Origin of the sequence: Bradyrhizobium sp. SZCCHNR1098 (genome assembly GCF_032489375.1) — a bacterium.
Classification (GTDB): domain Bacteria; phylum Pseudomonadota; class Alphaproteobacteria; order Rhizobiales; family Xanthobacteraceae; genus Bradyrhizobium.
Genome location: NZ_JAUEXY010000002.1, coordinates 643,600 through 659,573, shown reverse-complemented (window position 1 = coordinate 659,573; position 15,974 = coordinate 643,600). Strand labels below are relative to the sequence as shown.

The 15,974-nt window shown below is 65.0% G+C and carries 14 protein-coding genes; 9 read left to right on the top strand and 5 right to left on the bottom strand.

All coding sequences use genetic code 11. The features are described 5' to 3' along the window. Positions 1-116: 116 nt before the first annotated feature. The 7 genes from QX135_RS07295 (at position 117) to QX135_RS07265 (ending at position 6,812) form a co-directional block, all read left to right on the top strand. Positions 117-1,256, top strand: coding sequence for a glycosyltransferase (locus QX135_RS07295; protein WP_316176766.1), 1,140 nt, complete (start codon positions 117-119; stop codon positions 1,254-1,256). Then, positions 1,253-2,452 carry a hypothetical protein gene (locus QX135_RS07290; protein WP_316234007.1) on the top strand — a complete coding sequence of 400 codons (1,200 nt, stop codon included), beginning with the start codon at positions 1,253-1,255 and terminating at the stop codon, positions 2,450-2,452. Before QX135_RS07295 ends, QX135_RS07290 begins: the two co-directional genes overlap by 4 nt. A gap of 68 nt (positions 2,453-2,520) precedes the next feature. Continuing rightward, positions 2,521-2,787 (top strand): acyl carrier protein, encoded by a 267-nt coding sequence (locus tag QX135_RS07285; protein WP_315758010.1) that lies wholly within the window; start codon positions 2,521-2,523, stop codon positions 2,785-2,787. Between the two features lies 1 nt (position 2,788). Continuing rightward, complete coding sequence (locus QX135_RS07280) at positions 2,789-4,003, top strand: beta-ketoacyl-[acyl-carrier-protein] synthase family protein (protein ID WP_315798891.1); 1,215 nt, start codon at positions 2,789-2,791, stop codon at positions 4,001-4,003. Between the two features lie 190 nt (positions 4,004-4,193). Beyond that, positions 4,194-4,859 carry a MaoC family dehydratase gene (locus QX135_RS07275; protein WP_316186366.1) on the top strand — a complete coding sequence of 222 codons (666 nt, stop codon included), beginning with the start codon at positions 4,194-4,196 and terminating at the stop codon, positions 4,857-4,859. 12 nt (positions 4,860-4,871) lie between these two features. Further along, positions 4,872-5,666: an SDR family NAD(P)-dependent oxidoreductase gene (locus QX135_RS07270; protein WP_316176769.1), complete on the top strand. Its 795-nt coding sequence runs from the start codon at positions 4,872-4,874 to the stop codon at positions 5,664-5,666. Between the two features lie 12 nt (positions 5,667-5,678). Then, entirely contained in the window at positions 5,679-6,812 is a 1,134-nt protein-coding gene (locus QX135_RS07265; RefSeq protein WP_316186365.1) for a glycosyltransferase, read from the top strand. 39 nt (positions 6,813-6,851) lie between these two features. On the opposite strand, the gene QX135_RS07260 is transcribed toward QX135_RS07265, so the two are convergent. From QX135_RS07260 to QX135_RS07245, 4 genes are all read right to left on the bottom strand, one after another. Then, positions 6,852-8,387, bottom strand: coding sequence for a B12-binding domain-containing radical SAM protein (locus QX135_RS07260; protein ID WP_316176770.1), 1,536 nt, complete (start codon positions 8,385-8,387; stop codon positions 6,852-6,854). 135 nt (positions 8,388-8,522) lie between these two features. Next, complete coding sequence (locus tag QX135_RS07255; RefSeq protein WP_315776281.1) at positions 8,523-9,740, bottom strand: radical SAM protein; 1,218 nt, start codon at positions 9,738-9,740, stop codon at positions 8,523-8,525. A 76-nt stretch (positions 9,741-9,816) separates the two neighbouring features. After that, positions 9,817-11,022 (bottom strand): pyridoxal phosphate-dependent aminotransferase family protein, encoded by a 1,206-nt coding sequence (locus QX135_RS07250; RefSeq protein WP_316176771.1) that lies wholly within the window; start codon positions 11,020-11,022, stop codon positions 9,817-9,819. A 44-nt stretch (positions 11,023-11,066) separates the two neighbouring features. Continuing rightward, the gene (locus tag QX135_RS07245; protein WP_315782541.1) at positions 11,067-12,320 is read right to left on the bottom strand and encodes an LptF/LptG family permease; all 1,254 of its coding nucleotides are present in this window, start codon (positions 12,318-12,320) and stop codon (positions 11,067-11,069) included. A gap of 353 nt (positions 12,321-12,673) precedes the next feature. Here QX135_RS07245 and QX135_RS07240 point away from each other — a divergent pair, with 353 nt between their 5' ends. After that, positions 12,674-13,816, top strand: coding sequence for a glycosyltransferase (locus QX135_RS07240; RefSeq protein WP_315776278.1), 1,143 nt, complete (start codon positions 12,674-12,676; stop codon positions 13,814-13,816). Beyond that, positions 13,813-14,946 (top strand): glycosyltransferase, encoded by a 1,134-nt coding sequence (locus QX135_RS07235; RefSeq protein ID WP_315782539.1) that lies wholly within the window; start codon positions 13,813-13,815, stop codon positions 14,944-14,946. The genes QX135_RS07240 and QX135_RS07235 overlap by 4 nt, the downstream gene beginning before the upstream one ends. Here QX135_RS07235 and QX135_RS07230 read toward each other — a convergent pair. Beyond that, on the bottom strand, positions 14,891-15,973 hold the full coding sequence (locus QX135_RS07230; RefSeq protein ID WP_316176772.1) for a glycosyltransferase family protein: 1,083 nt from the start codon (positions 15,971-15,973) through the stop codon (positions 14,891-14,893). The two genes, QX135_RS07235 and QX135_RS07230, sit on opposite strands and share 56 nt — an antisense overlap. Between the last annotated feature and the right edge of the window lies 1 nt (position 15,974).

Sequence of the window (15,974 nt, the reverse complement as noted above, 5' to 3'; positions counted from 1 at the left end):
CGAGCAGGCCCTGGCAATTGCAACCTTGAAGATGTCCGATATCTATCAATCCGGGGCGAAGAACGGTAGAGAAGAACGACGGAATCGTTGAATACAATTCGTACCGGTATTCTTTCTTGATCTGGGACAACACATTGCCCCGCTGGGCGCCGCTTCTGCCGGCCAAGCTTCGCTTCCGGCACATGCTGGCGGCGCATCACGGCGGACGGACAACGGGCCGGTTCGTACCTGTCCCGGAGGAACCGCCGCCCGACCCGCGCCGCGCGCCACTCCGCATTCACTTCTGGACACCCAATCCGTGGCCCAGCACCGCCATCCATGTCGATCGGGTCGTACCGGAGTTGCGCCGTCAAGTCGCAGCTCTCGGTCTGCCTTGGCAGATCGATGCCGGAGGCCTCCCCACCGCGCCGGTGGATTGGCTGCTCTGCCTCAAGGCCGTCCCGCCGCATGGCCTGTGCTCACCGCATCGTACCGTCCTGCTGCAGCCCGACGACGCGGACCGGGTCTGGGCGAATCTCGACCGCTTCGCTCATGTCGTCTCGGTTTCCTCTCCGGTATTCGCATCGTTCTTAGGGACTGCCCATTCCCGCACCTGGTTCATCGAGGAGACCGAAACGGTCGATCTCATCGAAAGCGGCGGCGCCGCGCTCGACGCTGCGGCACCCTCGCAACGACCGCCACTCTTGTTGTGGCATGGTACGCGGGAAAGCCTCGATGGTCTCGTCGCCCTGAAGGACGCGCTCGCTTCGCTCGGCCGCGACACCGATGCCGAACTGGTCATCCTCACGAACCTTCCGGAGCGGAGCGAACAGTGGGGTGCTCTGCCAGTCCGCTACGCCGCCTGGTCGCCCAAAGCGCTGTGCGCGCTGGCAGCCCAGGCCCGGCTGGGCATCGTCCCGGCGCGGCCGTCAGTTCCCGATTCCTATCTCAAGTCTGCCGGCCGCATGCGTGGCCTGTTCGCCCGGGGATGTCCGGCCATCGGCGACGCCCGGTCGCCGGATGTTGTCGCCTTCAGCGAGATCTGCGGCATGCCGTCGGCGCAGACCGCGGATCAATGGCGCGACGCGATTCGGCAGATCTGGAACGATGATGTGCGGCTGGATCGCATTGCGCGTCAGGGACATGCCCAGATGCGCGCGCATTACAATACGGCTCGAACCGCGGCCCAGTGGCTTTGGTTCCTCGGCGGTGGGGCCGAAGGGCCCGACCGCCACGGCAGCCCCCATCCCGCTGCCTTGCCCCGAGACCGCACATGACCGCAACCGGCGAGAACGGCCGCTCCTCTTCTGCGGTGGTGCATCGCCGCACGACCTCGTCGCCGCTGACGATCGAGCAGGTCCACACCCGCGCGCAACTACACGATTTCATCGTCCTGCCGCGAGTGATCTACAACGGGATGCCGGGTTTCGTCGCTCCGCTCGACTACGAACGGCGGCAGATGCTTGATCCCCGGCACAACTCATTCTTCACGCATGGGCAGGCAGCCTATTGGATCGCCATGCGGAATGGTCGGCCGCAGGGACGCATCTCGGCCCAGATCGATCACGCTGCCACCGGGCCGGAAGCGGCCGACATCGGACTGTTCGGGTGTCTCGACGCGATCGACGACGGCGACGTCGTCAACGCGCTGTTCGTGGCCGCGGAGGCTTGGCTGCGTCAGCAGCGGCGCAAGGTGGCTCGGGGACCGTTCCTGCTGTCGATCAATGGCGAATCTGGCCTCCTCCTGGAAGGGCAACAGGAGCCGCCGATGACGCTGTTCCCATGGCATCCCGGCTATCTCGATGGTCGCGTTCGCGACGCCGGATACGCGCTCGTCCGAGAGTTGCTCTGCTTCGAGTACAATAGAATGGACGTCGGCACCGAGGGGCGTTTCGAACGATTCTCCTCCATGCGACGTCACGCCGGCATCACCACGCGCGACATTCATCTCGACGCCCTCGACGCCGACATGGAGCTGGCGAGGCAGATCTTCAATGATGGTTGGCAGGACAATTGGGGCTTCACCCCGACCACGCAGTCCGATGTGCGTGCACTGACGGCCCAATTCAAGCCGATGCTGTTTTCGGACGCTGGATTCTTCATCGAGGTCGATGGCGAGCCTGCAGCATTCATGCTGGCGATTCCCAACTTGTTCGATGTCGCCGCCGGGCTCGGGCCTGTCCCGAGCCTCGTCGGCTGGCTCAAGCTGTTGATCCGCATCAAACGCGCGAAGTACCGTTCCTTCAGAATTGTCCTGCTCGGCATGGCCTCGAAATACCGCAGCAGCGCTCTCCGCGCAGCGATTGCGGCCGTCATGGTCGAGGAACTCTGGAAGCGCGGATCGACGCTGGGCATCGACCGGGCGATAGCCGGGTGGGTTCTCGACAACAACCCCCTGGCGCAATCCCTGACGCGGATCGGATTGCGACAGTCCCACACCTATGGAGTCTACGAGAAGAGCATTGTAGACTGACTTGAAGTTGCCATAATCAGGCAGCGCAACCTGGCACGCAATCGGAGGCACGATTGACCCAATCGAATGTGGAAAAGGCCGCTCTTGCCGCCTCCCTGGCCGACCAGATCCTTGAAGTCATTGTCAGCGAAGGGAAGATCGACCCGGCCAAGACGACCCCCGATGCGACGCTGGAGAGTCTCGAGATCCAATCCATCGACGTCGTCATGATCCTGATGGCGATCGAGGAGAAGTTCGGCGTCTATGTGCCGATCGACGGCGGCATCGCTGACGTCAAGGACCTGAGCGGATTCGTGCAACAGATCGAAGCCCGTATTCTGGTGGAGCGCAGCTGACGTGTCGCGCCCTCGCGTCGTCGTCACTGGCATGGGCGCGGCTTGCGCGACCGGCAAGGGCATTGACGCCCTCTGGCGCGCAGCCCGCGACGGACAAAGCGCCGTGGGACCGCTCGAGTTCGAGCGGCCGGGCTCGAACCAGATCAAGCTCGCAGCGCAGATCAAATGCTTCGCCCCGGAGAGCTATGTCGAGGCCAAGGTTCTGCCGTTCTGCGACCGATACGCGCAGCTTGCCATCGTCGCTGCGGACGAAGCCCTGTCCCAGGCAGGCCTTGCGCGCGAGGAGCGCCAGGGGCCGACGACCGCCGTGATTCTCGGAACCGGCGTCGGCGGCATCACCACCATCGACGAGCAGTGCTACAGCGCCTACGCGACGAAGTCCCGTCTCAATCCGCTGGCCATTCCGCGTATCATGAGCAGCGCCGCCACCTCGCACCTGAGCATACGCTATGGCTGCACTGGCCCGACCTTCACCATCACGAGCGCCTGCGCCTCATCGGCCCAGGCGATCGGAGTAGGTACCTCGCTGGTCCGGTCCGGCGCGGTGGAGCGGGCGATCGTTGGCGGCAGCGAATCGTCGATGACCGCGCTGAATATCCGCACCTGGGAATTGCTGCGGGTGCTGACCCCGGATGCCTGTCGGCCCTTCTCCACCGGCCGCAACGGCATGGTGCTCGGCGAGGGCGCCGCCATCATGGTGATCGAAAAGCTCGAGACCGCGCGCCGACGCAACGTCGAACCGCTGGCCGAGATCGTCGGCTATGGCACGTCGAGCGATGCTTTCGACATCGTTCGTCCCGACCCCAATGGCGCTCGGTCCGCGATCGAACAGGCGATCGCCGACGCCGGGCTGACGCCCGGCGATATCGACTATGTCAACGCCCATGGCACCGGCACCGTCGCCAACGATATCGCCGAGGCCGAGGCGCTGCAGCGCGTGTTCAGCGACCGGCTGCCCCGCCTCGCAGTGTCGTCCACGAAGCCGATCCACGGCCACGCACTGGGCGCCGGCGGGGCGATCGAACTGGCGATCACCATCATGGCGATGCGCGACAACATTGCGCCGCCGACCATCAACTGGCTCGGTGCCGATGCGAAATGCGGCATCGACCCGGTCGCCAATGCGGCGCGCGCGATGCCGATCCGCGTCGCCATCTCGAACTCCTTCGCCTTCGGAGGCGTCAACGCATGCCTCGCCGTCGCGCGGGCGGATTGACCCTGAGGGATCTGATGTGAGCGGGCCGGACAGCGCGCAGGATCAGGTCAGCATCGGTCCGATTGCGGTCCGCGCTGACAGGGCGGACGTCGCTGCCTTCGTGTCCGCGCTGGGGCTGCAGCGCGGCTTCGGCCCCGTACCGTTTTCCTTTCCGATCCGCTGGCTCAGCCTTCCCGCAATCCGACCAACCGTGATCGGCAGGCTCGGGCTCACCGATGAAATCGTCGTGCAGCAATCGCAGACCTTCGCCTATCATGAAGGCCTCGGCCCCGATCGCGACTACGGCTTCGCAGTCGAAGCCCGTCGCGAGCGGACCCCAACGGACCGGACGCTCTTGCGCGGGACCGTGTGCGATTCCGAAGGGCGGGTCGTCGCAACGCTCGACACGCTGTTGCGCACGTTTCGTCCCGACGCAGCACGCGACGCCGCACTCCGCTCGCGCCCGATGCCGGACTCGAGCTTTCCGGTGATCGAGACCGGGCCGATCGACATCGCGCAGACCGAGAGCTACGCGGCGGCATCGCTCGACGACAATCCGCTCCACAGCGATCCCGCGACGGCTCGCGCCGCAGGTCTCGACGGCCTGATAATCCACGGCATGCTGGCGATGGGGCAGATCGAAGGCGCGCTCCGCGACTGGATGCCGGCACTGCGGATCAATCGCATCCATGGCAATTTCCTGTTGCCCGTTCCAGTTGGCAGCCGCCTCCTCTTCTCCGGCCGTGTTGTCAAGCGAATGCCATCGGACGTGCCGGGTAGCGGTCGCGCCGAGCAGTTGATCCTGCGCGTTATCGTCTCGACCGATGCGGGGTACGCAGCATGCGTCGCTGAAATCGCGGCGCGCCACGACGGCTGAGGATCGCACATCATGTCCGCCTTCAGTTCGATCGTCATCACCGGAGCCAGCAGCGGCATCGGCCGCGCGCTCGCGATGAACTATGCCGCGCCAGGGATCCACATGGCGCTGTCCGGTCGGGACGAGGGCCGCCTGGAAGAAACGGCAGCACAATGCCGGGCCAACGGCGCAGCCGTCACGACCGCGTCGATCGATGTCCGGGATCGCAATCGAATGGCGGGATGGATCCGCGCCGTCGACGACGCCGCCCCGATCGGGCTCGCGATCGCCGGCGCCGGGGTCACCGCTGGGCTCGGCATCGGCCGGCTGCGGGAAGATCCGGCCGTCGTGCGCAACGTGATCGCAATCAACCTGATCGGCGCCATCAACACCATCGAACCCCTGGCGGAGCGGATGTGCATGCGCGGGCGCGGGACGATCGCCGTGATCGGGTCGATCGGCGCCTTGCGCGGCCTGCCCTCCTGTCCCGCATACAGCGCCAGCAAGGCCGGCCTTCACGCCTATGCCGAGTCGCTTCGTCCCACTCTTGCCGCCCAGGGCGTCACCATCAGCACCATTGCGCCTGGATTCGTCGACACGGCACTCAATCGCGACACCGTCTGTCCGAAGCCCCTCATCATGAGCGCCGACCGTGCAGCCGCCATCATACGGCGGCGGCTGGAGCGCGGCGATGCGGTCATCGCATTCCCCCGCCTGCTGGCCTTCGGTCTGCATTTGACCCGCCTGTTGCCGCGGCGCTTGACCGACCTTGCGTTCGCCGCAGTCCATGTCGACGTGCCCGAGCGCACCGAACTCTACAACGAGTGACAGGCGCCGGCGATGGACGCGCTCTCGATGCTCCCGGTCGCCGCAGCGGCATGGTGGGCGATCTCCTGTGCTCTTCGCATCACGACCATCTCGGCCGCATTGGCGCACCCTCGCTTACGGCACAGGTTGGCTACACGACATGATCGACCGCCGGTCTCGATCGTGATCCCAATCCGCCGGCTGGAGTTCGAAGCCGAAGCGGCCTTCACGTCCGCCTTCGCGCAAGTCTATCCGCAAAGCGAGGTTCTGGTCGCCGCCGCGGAAGACCGCTCGCCGATGATCGAGATCGCCCGGCAGATCGCTGCGCAATTCCCGGCGGTCGGCGCGCGGATCCTGACCGGAAACGAGCGCATCACTCCGAACCCGAAAGTCAGTAATCTCGCGCCGGCCATCGCAGCGGCGCAACACGACCTGATCCTGATCAAGGACTCGAACATTCTCCTGAGCCCCGACCAACTCGCCGATCTGATGACGAACCTGACCGCCGGCGTCGGCCTCGTCTGCGCGATCCCGGTTGCCGTCGCCCCGACCGGATTCGCCGCCGAACTCGAGCGAGCATTCCTCAATGGGCAGGCCGCTCCGCTGACGCTGGCACTGTCCGCCGCCGGCGCAAACGTCGGCTTCGGCAAGGTCATGCTGTTCGACCGCCGAGATCTGGCACGGGCGGGCGGCATCGGGTTGATGGCTTCGGCCTTCGGCGACGATCACGCACTGTCGCAAGGGCTGGCACGCCTCGGCCTGCGAACGGTGTTCGCAGCCAAGGAGATCCGTCAGGCGATCGGCCGGCGGCCGTTCAGCGAAGTCTGGGACCGCCACCAGCGCTGGATGGTCATTCGTCGAATCCAGGCGCCGCTGGCCTTCTGCGGCGAGCCGCTGGTCAGTGGAGCTTTCACGGCCCTGTGCGGCGCCGTGGGCGCTGCAGCCTTCGGAATGCCATGGTGGCTGATCGCAGGCGCGACACTGCTCGGCTGGGTGTCGCTCGACGTTACCTTCTTCGCGGCCAAAGGCTGGGGCTGGTCCTGGATGTCCCCACTCTCTGGATTATGCCGGGAAGTCCTGCTTCCCGTGATGTGGCTGAAGGCGCTGTTCGACCGCCGCGTGACCTGGGCCGGACTGCCGTTCGACGTTCCCGCCAAGACCACCTGACTAGACCGCCTGCCTACACCGCCTGCCAAGACCGCCTGATCAGAGGCCCGATCGGACCGCCGCCTGACCGATCGCCGCCGGCGGTTCATGCCGCCGCGCAAGGCCGGCATCGATTGATCCGATCTGCCGGTTCAAGCTTGCGATCACCTCTTTGGAGAACGGCCCGACATGGAGGTAGAGTAGAAATAGCGAGACCACCTGTTTGAGCGCCCTCGGATTGCGGATTGCGCATTCGGCGATGGTCGCAAGGAATCCGCTCAGGAGGTCCGGCCGCCGCGCGGCCACGAACCAGAGCAGGCGCACGACCGTCGCCGCATCGTTCAAAACCACCCGCCAGGGCACCGAGGCATTGATGCGAGCCGGGACCAGCAGGCGGGCCACCGCCCGGATCCGGCCGAAGAAGGCCGCAGGCCGATTGACCCGTTCCAATATCGAGCGGTAGTCGCCCAACACGTCGCGCCGCGCCCGGGCGGTTCGGAAATTGAGGCCCTCGGTGCATTGATCGCCGCCATCGGCGCTGCTGACGAAGCTGAAATCGACGTCAGGGTTCAGCCGCCCCTCGCGTTCGAGTCGTCGCGAGAGCTGGGTCTGCGGCAGCGCGGTCAGCAGGCCGACCATACAGATCGGCAGCCCGGCCGTTTCGATGCAGGAGACCATCTCGTCGGCGACCCGCTCGTGTTCGTTGTCGAATCCAACCACGAAACCTGCGGTCACGAACATTCCGGCACGGTAGACCTTGTGGACGCAGTCGGCGAGATTGCGCCGCATATTCTGCTTCTTCTGGGTGGACAGCAGTGCGTCCTCGTTGGGGCTTTCGATCCCAATGAAGACCGCCCCGAAATTCGCGTCGCGCATCAAGTGCAGGAGGACGTCGTCGTCGGCGAGGTTGATCGAGGCCTGCGTGCTGAACGTGAAGGGATAGCCGTGCGCCTTTTGCCAGGCACAGAGATGCGGCAGAAACTGCTTCACCGCCTTCTTGTTGCCGATCAGATTGTCGTCGACGAAATCGACATGGCCGCGATAACCGAGCCGGTAGAGGCTCTCCAGCTCACCGAGCAACTGTTCAATGGTCTTGGCGCGCGGCACCCGTCCGTAGAGCTCGATGATGTCGCAGAACTCGCAGATGAACGGACAGCCCCGCGAAAACTGGACGGACAAAGCCAGATAATGGTCGAGCTTGAGAAGGTCGAAACGCGGGGGCGGACTCCTGGTCACATCGACGGTGAATTTCTCCGCCTCGAACAGCCCACGGCGCTCGCCCGCATTCCAAGACTCTATGAAGGCAGCCATCGTCGCCTCGACCTCACCCGGCATGCGAAAGTCCGCATGACCGTAGGCACCCGGACTGGAGGTGATGTCCGGCCCGCCGACGACGACCGGCTTGCCGCGGGATTGACCGAGTTCGATCAGGCGCAGCGTATCGGCCCGCTGCGGGATCATGCCCCCGGTCATGACCATGTCGGCCCAGGCGAGATCGGATTCGCCGACCTCCTCCGCATTGCGGTCGATAAGGCGGACCGACCATTCCTTCGGCAGCATCGCCGCGACGGTGATCAGGCCGAGCGGAGGCTCCATGCGCCGCTTGCCGGCGATCCGGCACGTCGTCGTCAGGCTCCAGAACGACGTCAGATCGAAACGAGGATAGACGAGGAGGACGTTGCATCGTGTCGCTGCCATGAACTCCCTCCAGATCCTGCCGACCGCAGCCGCTCAGTATCCCATCAGACCGCAACAGCGGGCGCAGACGGGCATGAGCCCGTCGCGACCGATGCTCGCCCGGAACTTCCTGTATGGCTCGGAATTCCATAATTCGGTGATCGTCGACGTCTTGACGTTGCCGACGACGTAGTCGTGGTAGTCGCGGCACGGCGAGACATCGCCGTTGCTGTTGATCTCGACCGCCTGGAAGATCGCCGCGCATTCGTCATAGCCGAAGTGCTCCTGGTGATCGGTGTAATATGTCGTCAGCTTGTCAGAGCCGGAGATCGGCGGGATCAACGCGACCGCAGGCGATGACCAGCCGGACGATCGTTCCATCACCGCCTGTAGCTGATCGTCCAGCGCCTCCGTGCTGCTGGGCTTCCAGTTTCCGACCCAGCCGTGGTGGCGGGTCGGATAGAAGCCGAAGCGGCGAAAGAAATCCTTCTCGTGCGCCTCCGCGTTACCCTGGTCGATCCACCATGACAGATAGAAGACAAACAGATCGACCTTGTCCCGAAAGGCATCGTAGATGTCGACCAGATGCTTGCAGTTGGCCTGCGAGATCACGGTCAGGGCGGCGATGAAGGGCAGCCCGCGGCCATGCTTCGCCCGCGCCTCGGCGACCGCATCCAGCCCGCGGCAAAGCTCGTGGAAATTGTCGCCGCCGCCGCCCGCGGCCGGTCGCAGCGCATTGTGCAGGTCAGCGCGATGGCCGTCGACCGACACCTGCAACAGGAAGAGCGGCGCCTTGGCCAGCCGTTCGGCGGAGGCAGCCACCCGCGTACCGTTGGTCGCGATGCTCACCGGCAGCCCGAGTTCGGTAGCGCCCTCGATCAGGTCGAGGATGCCGTCATAGAGCATCGGCTCGCCGCCCCAGAAGTAGACCAGCGGGCCATGACCATGGTCGACGAGGTCGTGCAGCAATTCGAGATAGCGACCGGTCGGGATCTCGCGCTCCTTCAGATGCCGGAGGCTGGAGTTGAGCAGATAGCCATTGTCGCCCCACTGGCCGCAGGTATGGCAGCGCAGATTGCAGCGGTCGGTCAGACGGAAGCTCGCTTGGCGAATCCTACCGGCCTCGCCTTCCGCACGACTGATCCGGAACTTGCTGAAAATCCGCTTGTCAGCCTCCATCTGGATCAGCTTGGTTGCGATCCATGGATGCGGAAGGACTCGTCGCGCGTAGCGCGCCGCAGTTAGTATCCCCAGGCTGCTCGTCTTTGCCATGACTTCCCGACCGTCGTCGTCCCATCAAGCCCGATCCGAAGCCGCGACGCCGTGCGGCGCCAGCATCATCTTCCAATCAAGCCAGCTTCACCAACTTCGACACCTCGGCCACGGCGTCGACCGCCGCCCGGATCTGATCCGGCGTGTGGGCAGCGGAGACGCTGAAGCGCAACACCACGTCTCCGTCGGGTGTCGCCGGCGGCACCAGCAGATTGACGTAGATGCCGCGATCGAGCAGTGCCTTCCAGAATTCATAGCCAGCGGCCAACCCAGGCATCCGGATGCTCCCCACGGGGCCGGGGTCCGCGCAAGGCCGGACGCCGATCCCGGCGAGGCCGTCATGCATGGCTCGCGCGTTGCGCCAGAGGTCGTCCCGCAATTTCGGCTCCCCTCCGATGAGGTGAAGCGCCCGCCGCGCCGCCGCCACAATCGGAGGTGGGAGCGATGCGGTGTAGAGATACGGCCTGCTCATGAAGCGCAGCGCGCGCAACGCACTCGAATCGCTCACGGCGTAGCCACCGATTCCGCCAAGGCTCTTGCTGAAGGTGCCGACGATCACATCGACATTGGCTTCGACGCCGAGATGTTCGGCGATGCCGCGGCCGTAGCGCCCATAGATGCCGAGCGAATGGGCCTCGTCGACGATGACCACCGCTCCATGGCGCCGCGCGACGGTCGTCAGCCCCTTGAGCTCGCCAAGGTCGCCTCGAACGCTGTAGAGCCCCTCGCAGATCACCAACGTCTGCGGTCCAGGGACGTTGCTGCGCGCAAATCGGCTGTCGAGATCGCTGCGGTCATTGTGAGCGAAGCTCTCCACCTGGGCGCCACTCAACCGACAGGCATCGAAGATGCTGGCGTGGCAATGGGCATCGACAAAAATCATGTCGCCCTTGCGGGCGAGCGCCGAAGTCACGCCCAGATTGGCCATGAATCCCGTGCTGAAAATCACCGCGTCGCGCCGACCATAGAGGGTCGCGATGTCCTCCTCGAGCATCACGTGGAGACGGTGATTGCCTGCAGCGACCCGCGAAGCCGTGGAGCCCGTCCCGTAGTGTCGCGCAGCCTCGACCGAGGCCTCGATGCACGCCGGATTGAAGTTGAGCCCAAGATAGCTGTTGGTACCGAACATCAACGTTCGGCGGCCTGCGACCATAGCGGTGACGGTGTCCACGACATCATCGACGACGATGCTCAGCGGGTTGGTTCGCGAATCGGCCAGCCTCTCCAGCGAGCTGCCGAGGCGATCTGCACGCGCCAATATCCCGTTTCCGCCGTTGTCCATAAGCCGATCCGTCCAAGTAATCGATGAGTCGCCCGAACTACCCGTCAAGGACACGGCGGCGCGATCGCGTTCGGCAATTGATCGTGCGGTCCATTGGCAAAAACGGCGGCGCCCCCGTCCCACAAAGCTAGTCCGGCGTGCAGCGCCGGCACGCCGGTCATTCCGAGCCGCATCGAAACGGCGGGCGTGGCGGACGGTGCGGCCATCGCCCCGCCGCGGCGCCTGAGGGCGAGGATGAGTGCCAGCGCCAACTCGGCCAGAAAGAGCCCGCCGACCGCCCATGTCGTCCGCAAGTCCACCAGCGTCTGCTCGATGGTGAGCACCATGAAGAAATGCAGCGCCCCGATCGCGGCGCAGACGAGCAAGGCACGCGGACCTCGGCGGTCGCCGAAGCTGCGCCAGACGGGAAGCAGTTCGAGGCCGAGCCAGGTGTGGAGGAGCGCGAGAAGCGGGATTCCCAGGCGGTTGAGAGCCTCATGAATCCATTCGCGCGCCGTCCCCGGGTCGGCCATGGCCTTGGAGCGGCCATCGAGGAAGTCCTGCAGGGGCACTTCGTCGATGATCGTATAGTCACGCTTGACGCCTCCGAAGCCATATTCGTTCAGTGGTACGAATATACGAGCATAGGCGACGCTCCTGACCTCCGACTGTCCGTTCCGCAAGCTCTGAACGGTCCCGTCGAGCAGCACTAAGCCGCTTTCTTCCCCCTGCCTTTCGAACACCGCGTAACGAGCTTTGAAGACCCGCTCCTCGCCGTCGGACATCTCCTGCCGGATGAAGACATCGGCAAGCTCGTTGCCCTTGATGTAGTTCCTGAAATAGAAGACCTGACGACCATGATCGAACTGATTGAAAACGCCGACCTTGAGCAACGCCGGATTTACCCCGCGCCGCAGCGAGAACAGCACGTCGTGGAGATGCCCTGAGGTTAGCGGAACGACCCAACAGGTCAGCAAATAGCCGAGCGCCACCGCGGCGAACGCGACGGCAAAACCCGGCAACCGCGCAGCGAAGGTCGAGCGACCGCTCGAATAGATCACGATCAGGATCCCATCTGCTGCAAACCTGCCGTAGGACCAGACGATCGCGATCGCAACCAACGCCGGGAGAACATGGAAGAGGATCATCGGCCCAGTGCTGGCGAGCGCGGGCCACACCAAGCTGGTATAGAGCGCCTCTTCGCCCAGATGGCTGATCAGAGAGATCAGAATCACCGGCGCGACGACAGCCGCAACGGCGACGGCCGAAGCAAGCAAAATCTGCCGTGTCAGATATCTGTCAATGACCCCAACTAGCACGCTTCGCCCCTGGCAGCAGTTCCACTCCGGGGGGACGGTCCTTCCTAGGAATCGTTCCCACCACGGCCCCCAAAGCCGTATTGCCGGCGACTGTCTCTTACCGCCGACACTAGACATACGAAAATTATACTATCTTGGCGAGCATGTCATGAAAACGCCGCCGGCCGTCCACATTTCGCGCCGCTCTTGCGGGCAGCGGCCGAATACGGTCAATGGTTCGCGGCAATGACGTCTTTGGACAATTTTCCACGTCCACAGCCATCCGACCCCGCCGTGTGGACGCCCCGACCAACCGCCGACGGAACCGACCGACGCGGTACTGTCGTCACGAAGCGTAGGCTCACTGAGCAGCAATGCAGAAGCTCATCAATCTCGCGATTTTCATCGACGATCTTGGTGTCGGCGGGACCCAGAACTGGCTGACTCTCCTGGTGCCGGCGCTGGCCGCGCGCGGTTTCGCAGTGCGCGTCTACGGCATGCGTGCAATCGCACATCCCGAAATCCTCGAACGTCTGGCGCCTTACGCCGAAGTTCAAATCATCGGCGAAGGCCGTCTGTGGGCAGGACCCGGATTGCTGCGCCTGGCGCAGGAGCTCCGGACCTGGCCGGCACAGGTCGTGCAGACGGCACTGCCGACCTCCGACATGATCGGCCGCTTGCTGGCATGGCTGACGGGGGTACCGGCGGTCTTTTCTACCATCCGTGGCCGGAACGTCGACAAACCAAGCTGGCAGAGGTGGCTCGATCGCCGCACCGCACACTTGGCCAGGGCGGTCGTCTTCAATGACCGCGAGGCGGTGCCGTTTGCGATCCGCCACGAGGGTATACGCGCAGGCCAGGTCGTCTACATTCCCAATGGCGTTTCGATCACGACGGCGCGCCGGCCACCCGGCGACGTGCGCAGGGAACTACAGACGTCCGCGGAAGCGACCGTGCTCGCGACCGTCGCCCGCCTCCATCCGTCCAAGGGACAACAATATCTGTTGCGCGCCTTCCGTCTCGTTCGCGAACGCTACCCCGGCGCGGTTCTGTGGCTCGTCGGCGACGGTGAGTGTCGAGCAGCCTTGGAGCGCGAAGCTGACGAGCTCGGGATAACGACGTTCGTCCGCTTCGCGGGCACCCGGCGCGACGTGCGCGACATCCTCGATGCCGTCGATCTCTTCGCGCTTCCCTCTTTGTGGGAAGGCATGCCCAATGCACTGATGGAGGCCATGGCCGCGAGCCGGCCGGTGGTCGCTTCCGATGTCGACGCCATCCGCGAACTGGTGATCCACGGCAAGACCGGCTGGATGGTCAGACCGGGCGACGCCGACGCTCTTGCACGTTGCATGATGGATATCCTGGCGGATCCCGCCCGGGCAGCCGACATCGGCCAGGCAGGCTTGCGGCACGTTCGCGAGCATTTCTCACTGGATGGCATGGCGGATGCCTACGCGACATTGTATCGCGACGGCCTGAAGGACGCGGCACTGCGCGTGGGAGCCCCGTTGCGATGAAGATCGTTCATATCCTCGACAATCTCGACCGCGGCGGAGCTCAAACCATGCTGCGCAGCGTGGTGGCCGGCCTCACGGCGCGCGGCCACATCCAGCACATCATTTGCCTCAACGAGATATTCAACGAAGAGGTCGTCGCTGCCATGCGCGCCGCCGGAGCCAGCGTCGAGATCATCGGGCGGCCGCGCCTGTACGGCCTGATCGGCCTTTGGCACCTCGCCGCGGAATTGCGGCGGCGCCGGCCGGATCTCGTCCACACCGAACTCCCGTGGGGCGATTTGATCGGACGTACCGCCGCCCGCGTCGCCGGCATCGCCCCGATTGTCTCGACTGTGACCGCCCGCTACGCGGACAAGCCGCAGCTGCAATTGTGGTTCGATCGCAAGACCGCGGCCTGGGCCGACCGCGTGGCCTTCCAGAGCGCCGAAATCGTTCCCTTCTCGCTCGCGCATGAAGGTGTCCGGCGCGACCAGGTTCAGGTCATTCCGAACGGGGTCGATGCGGACGACCGTGACCGTTCCGTTGCAGCATCCGCCCTGCGCCGAGACCATGGCGGCGGCGCCACCACCATCCTCGGCATGGTCGCACGGTTGCACCCACAGAAGGCCCACCCCGATCTCCTCGAGGCGTTCGCAAAGCTGGCGTGTTCGGACGTTCGCCTCTGGCTGGTCGGCGACGGACCCGATCGCGCGCAACTCATGGAGCAGGCGCGCGCGCTCGGCATCGCCGATCACGTGGTCTTCGCCGGCGACCGCGGCAACGTTCGCGACTGGATCGCCGCGATGGATATCTTCGTTCATCCGACTTATTTCGAGGGTCTGCCGCTCGCGGTCCTCGAGGCCATGGCCATGGGCAAACCGGTGATTACCTCGCCGGTCGATGGGCTTCGCAGCCTGATCACCTCCGGCGTCGACGGCTGGCTGGTGCCGCCCGGCAATCCCGACGCGCTCGCCGAGGTCATCGGCCACGTCATAGCCCATCCCGAGGAACGGGCCCGCGTTGCCGCGACGGGCGCGATCCGCGCGCTGTCGCAATACGGCTCGGATCGCGTGGTCGAAGCCTACGAAACGCTGTTCAAGTCCGTGCTCGAGGCCCGGAGCGCGGGGAGCGGCGCCAACGGCCGTCGATGAACGCGTCGATCGCAGCAAAGGCCGCATCGTTGCCGCAGAAATCTCCGTGACCGATCCGGGCGCGATAGCTCTCCAGCCGCACCTCGAATTCGTGCAGGATCCGCGACGAGAAAGTCGCCAGATCGGCACGCATGCCGTAACCGAGCCGCTCCAGATAGTGCGCGTTGAGAAACTGCTCGAAGGCGCCACGGACCGGAATCGACAACACCGGCTTGCCGAGATGCAGCGCCTCGGAGATGAGCGTATGGCCACCGCCGCAGACGACGAAGGCGCAGGACGCCAGATCATCGAGAAACGATTGCTCGTCGAATGCCTTGAAGTCGACGCGCCCCAGGCTGCAGCGCTCGCCCAGGCCGTAGACGCGGACAGGCCGGCCAAGCGTGGCGAGATGCTCGACGAAGGCCGGGAACGTCGGATAGCCCTGATAGGCGACGACGTGGTCACCCGTCGTCGGCCGGCGCGCAACGACGTCGCGCCGCAGCAGCGGCGGCAGTTGCCGAAGCCAGGGGCTCGCCGCCCGCGCGGGAACGTCGAAGAAATTGCAAACGAGGTACTGGTCGGCCGAACTGAACAGAAGCCGGACCGCCGCAGCCGTCGCTAACCGGCTCGACATCTGGCCCAGAGGGCATGCGATCCGTCCCATGGTGATGACATGCTGGTTGTCGAGCGACAGGCAGGCCACACCCATCCTGCGCGCCACCCGCGGCACGAAGAACTCGTAGTCGGTCATGGCAAAGTCCGGGACGAAGGCCTCGGCCGCCTGCTCGACCCGGCGGCGCCAATGTGCGCCATTGCTGAGTGTCGCGGCGGTACGCAGCAGCGCCGCCGGAGCATCGACCCGATGCGAGCCCACGGGCGTAACCGGATTGGGACACTCGAATACCCGGAATTGGCCCCCGAGCAGGCGCGCCGCTTCTCCATGACAGACGAATAGGAAGTCGTGCTGGGAATAATGCTGAGCCAGGGTCAAGGCGCGGATCGCGTGCCCCCGGCCGGTCCCATGCACGCCATAGAGAATGCGCGCCATG

Bases quoted from the DNA above. Each gene is read 5' to 3' on its own strand.
- QX135_RS07290 (WP_316234007.1), top strand. From the start codon at position 1,253: ATGACCGCAACCGGCGAGAACGGCCGCTCCTCTTCTGCGGTGGTGCAT.
- QX135_RS07270 (WP_316176769.1), top strand. From the start codon at position 4,872: ATGTCCGCCTTCAGTTCGATCGTCATCACCGGAGCCAGCAGCGGCATC.
- QX135_RS07265 (WP_316186365.1), top strand. From the start codon at position 5,679: ATGGACGCGCTCTCGATGCTCCCGGTCGCCGCAGCGGCATGGTGGGCG.
- QX135_RS07260 (WP_316176770.1), bottom strand. From the start codon at position 8,387: ATGGAGCCTCCGCTCGGCCTGATCACCGTCGCGGCGATGCTGCCGAAG.
- QX135_RS07255 (WP_315776281.1), bottom strand. From the start codon at position 9,740: ATGGCAAAGACGAGCAGCCTGGGGATACTAACTGCGGCGCGCTACGCG.
- QX135_RS07250 (WP_316176771.1), bottom strand. From the start codon at position 11,022: ATGGACAACGGCGGAAACGGGATATTGGCGCGTGCAGATCGCCTCGGC.
- QX135_RS07240 (WP_315776278.1), top strand. From the start codon at position 12,674: ATGCAGAAGCTCATCAATCTCGCGATTTTCATCGACGATCTTGGTGTC.
- QX135_RS07235 (WP_315782539.1), top strand. From the start codon at position 13,813: ATGAAGATCGTTCATATCCTCGACAATCTCGACCGCGGCGGAGCTCAA.
- QX135_RS07230 (WP_316176772.1), bottom strand. From the start codon at position 15,973: ATGGCGCGCATTCTCTATGGCGTGCATGGGACCGGCCGGGGGCACGCG.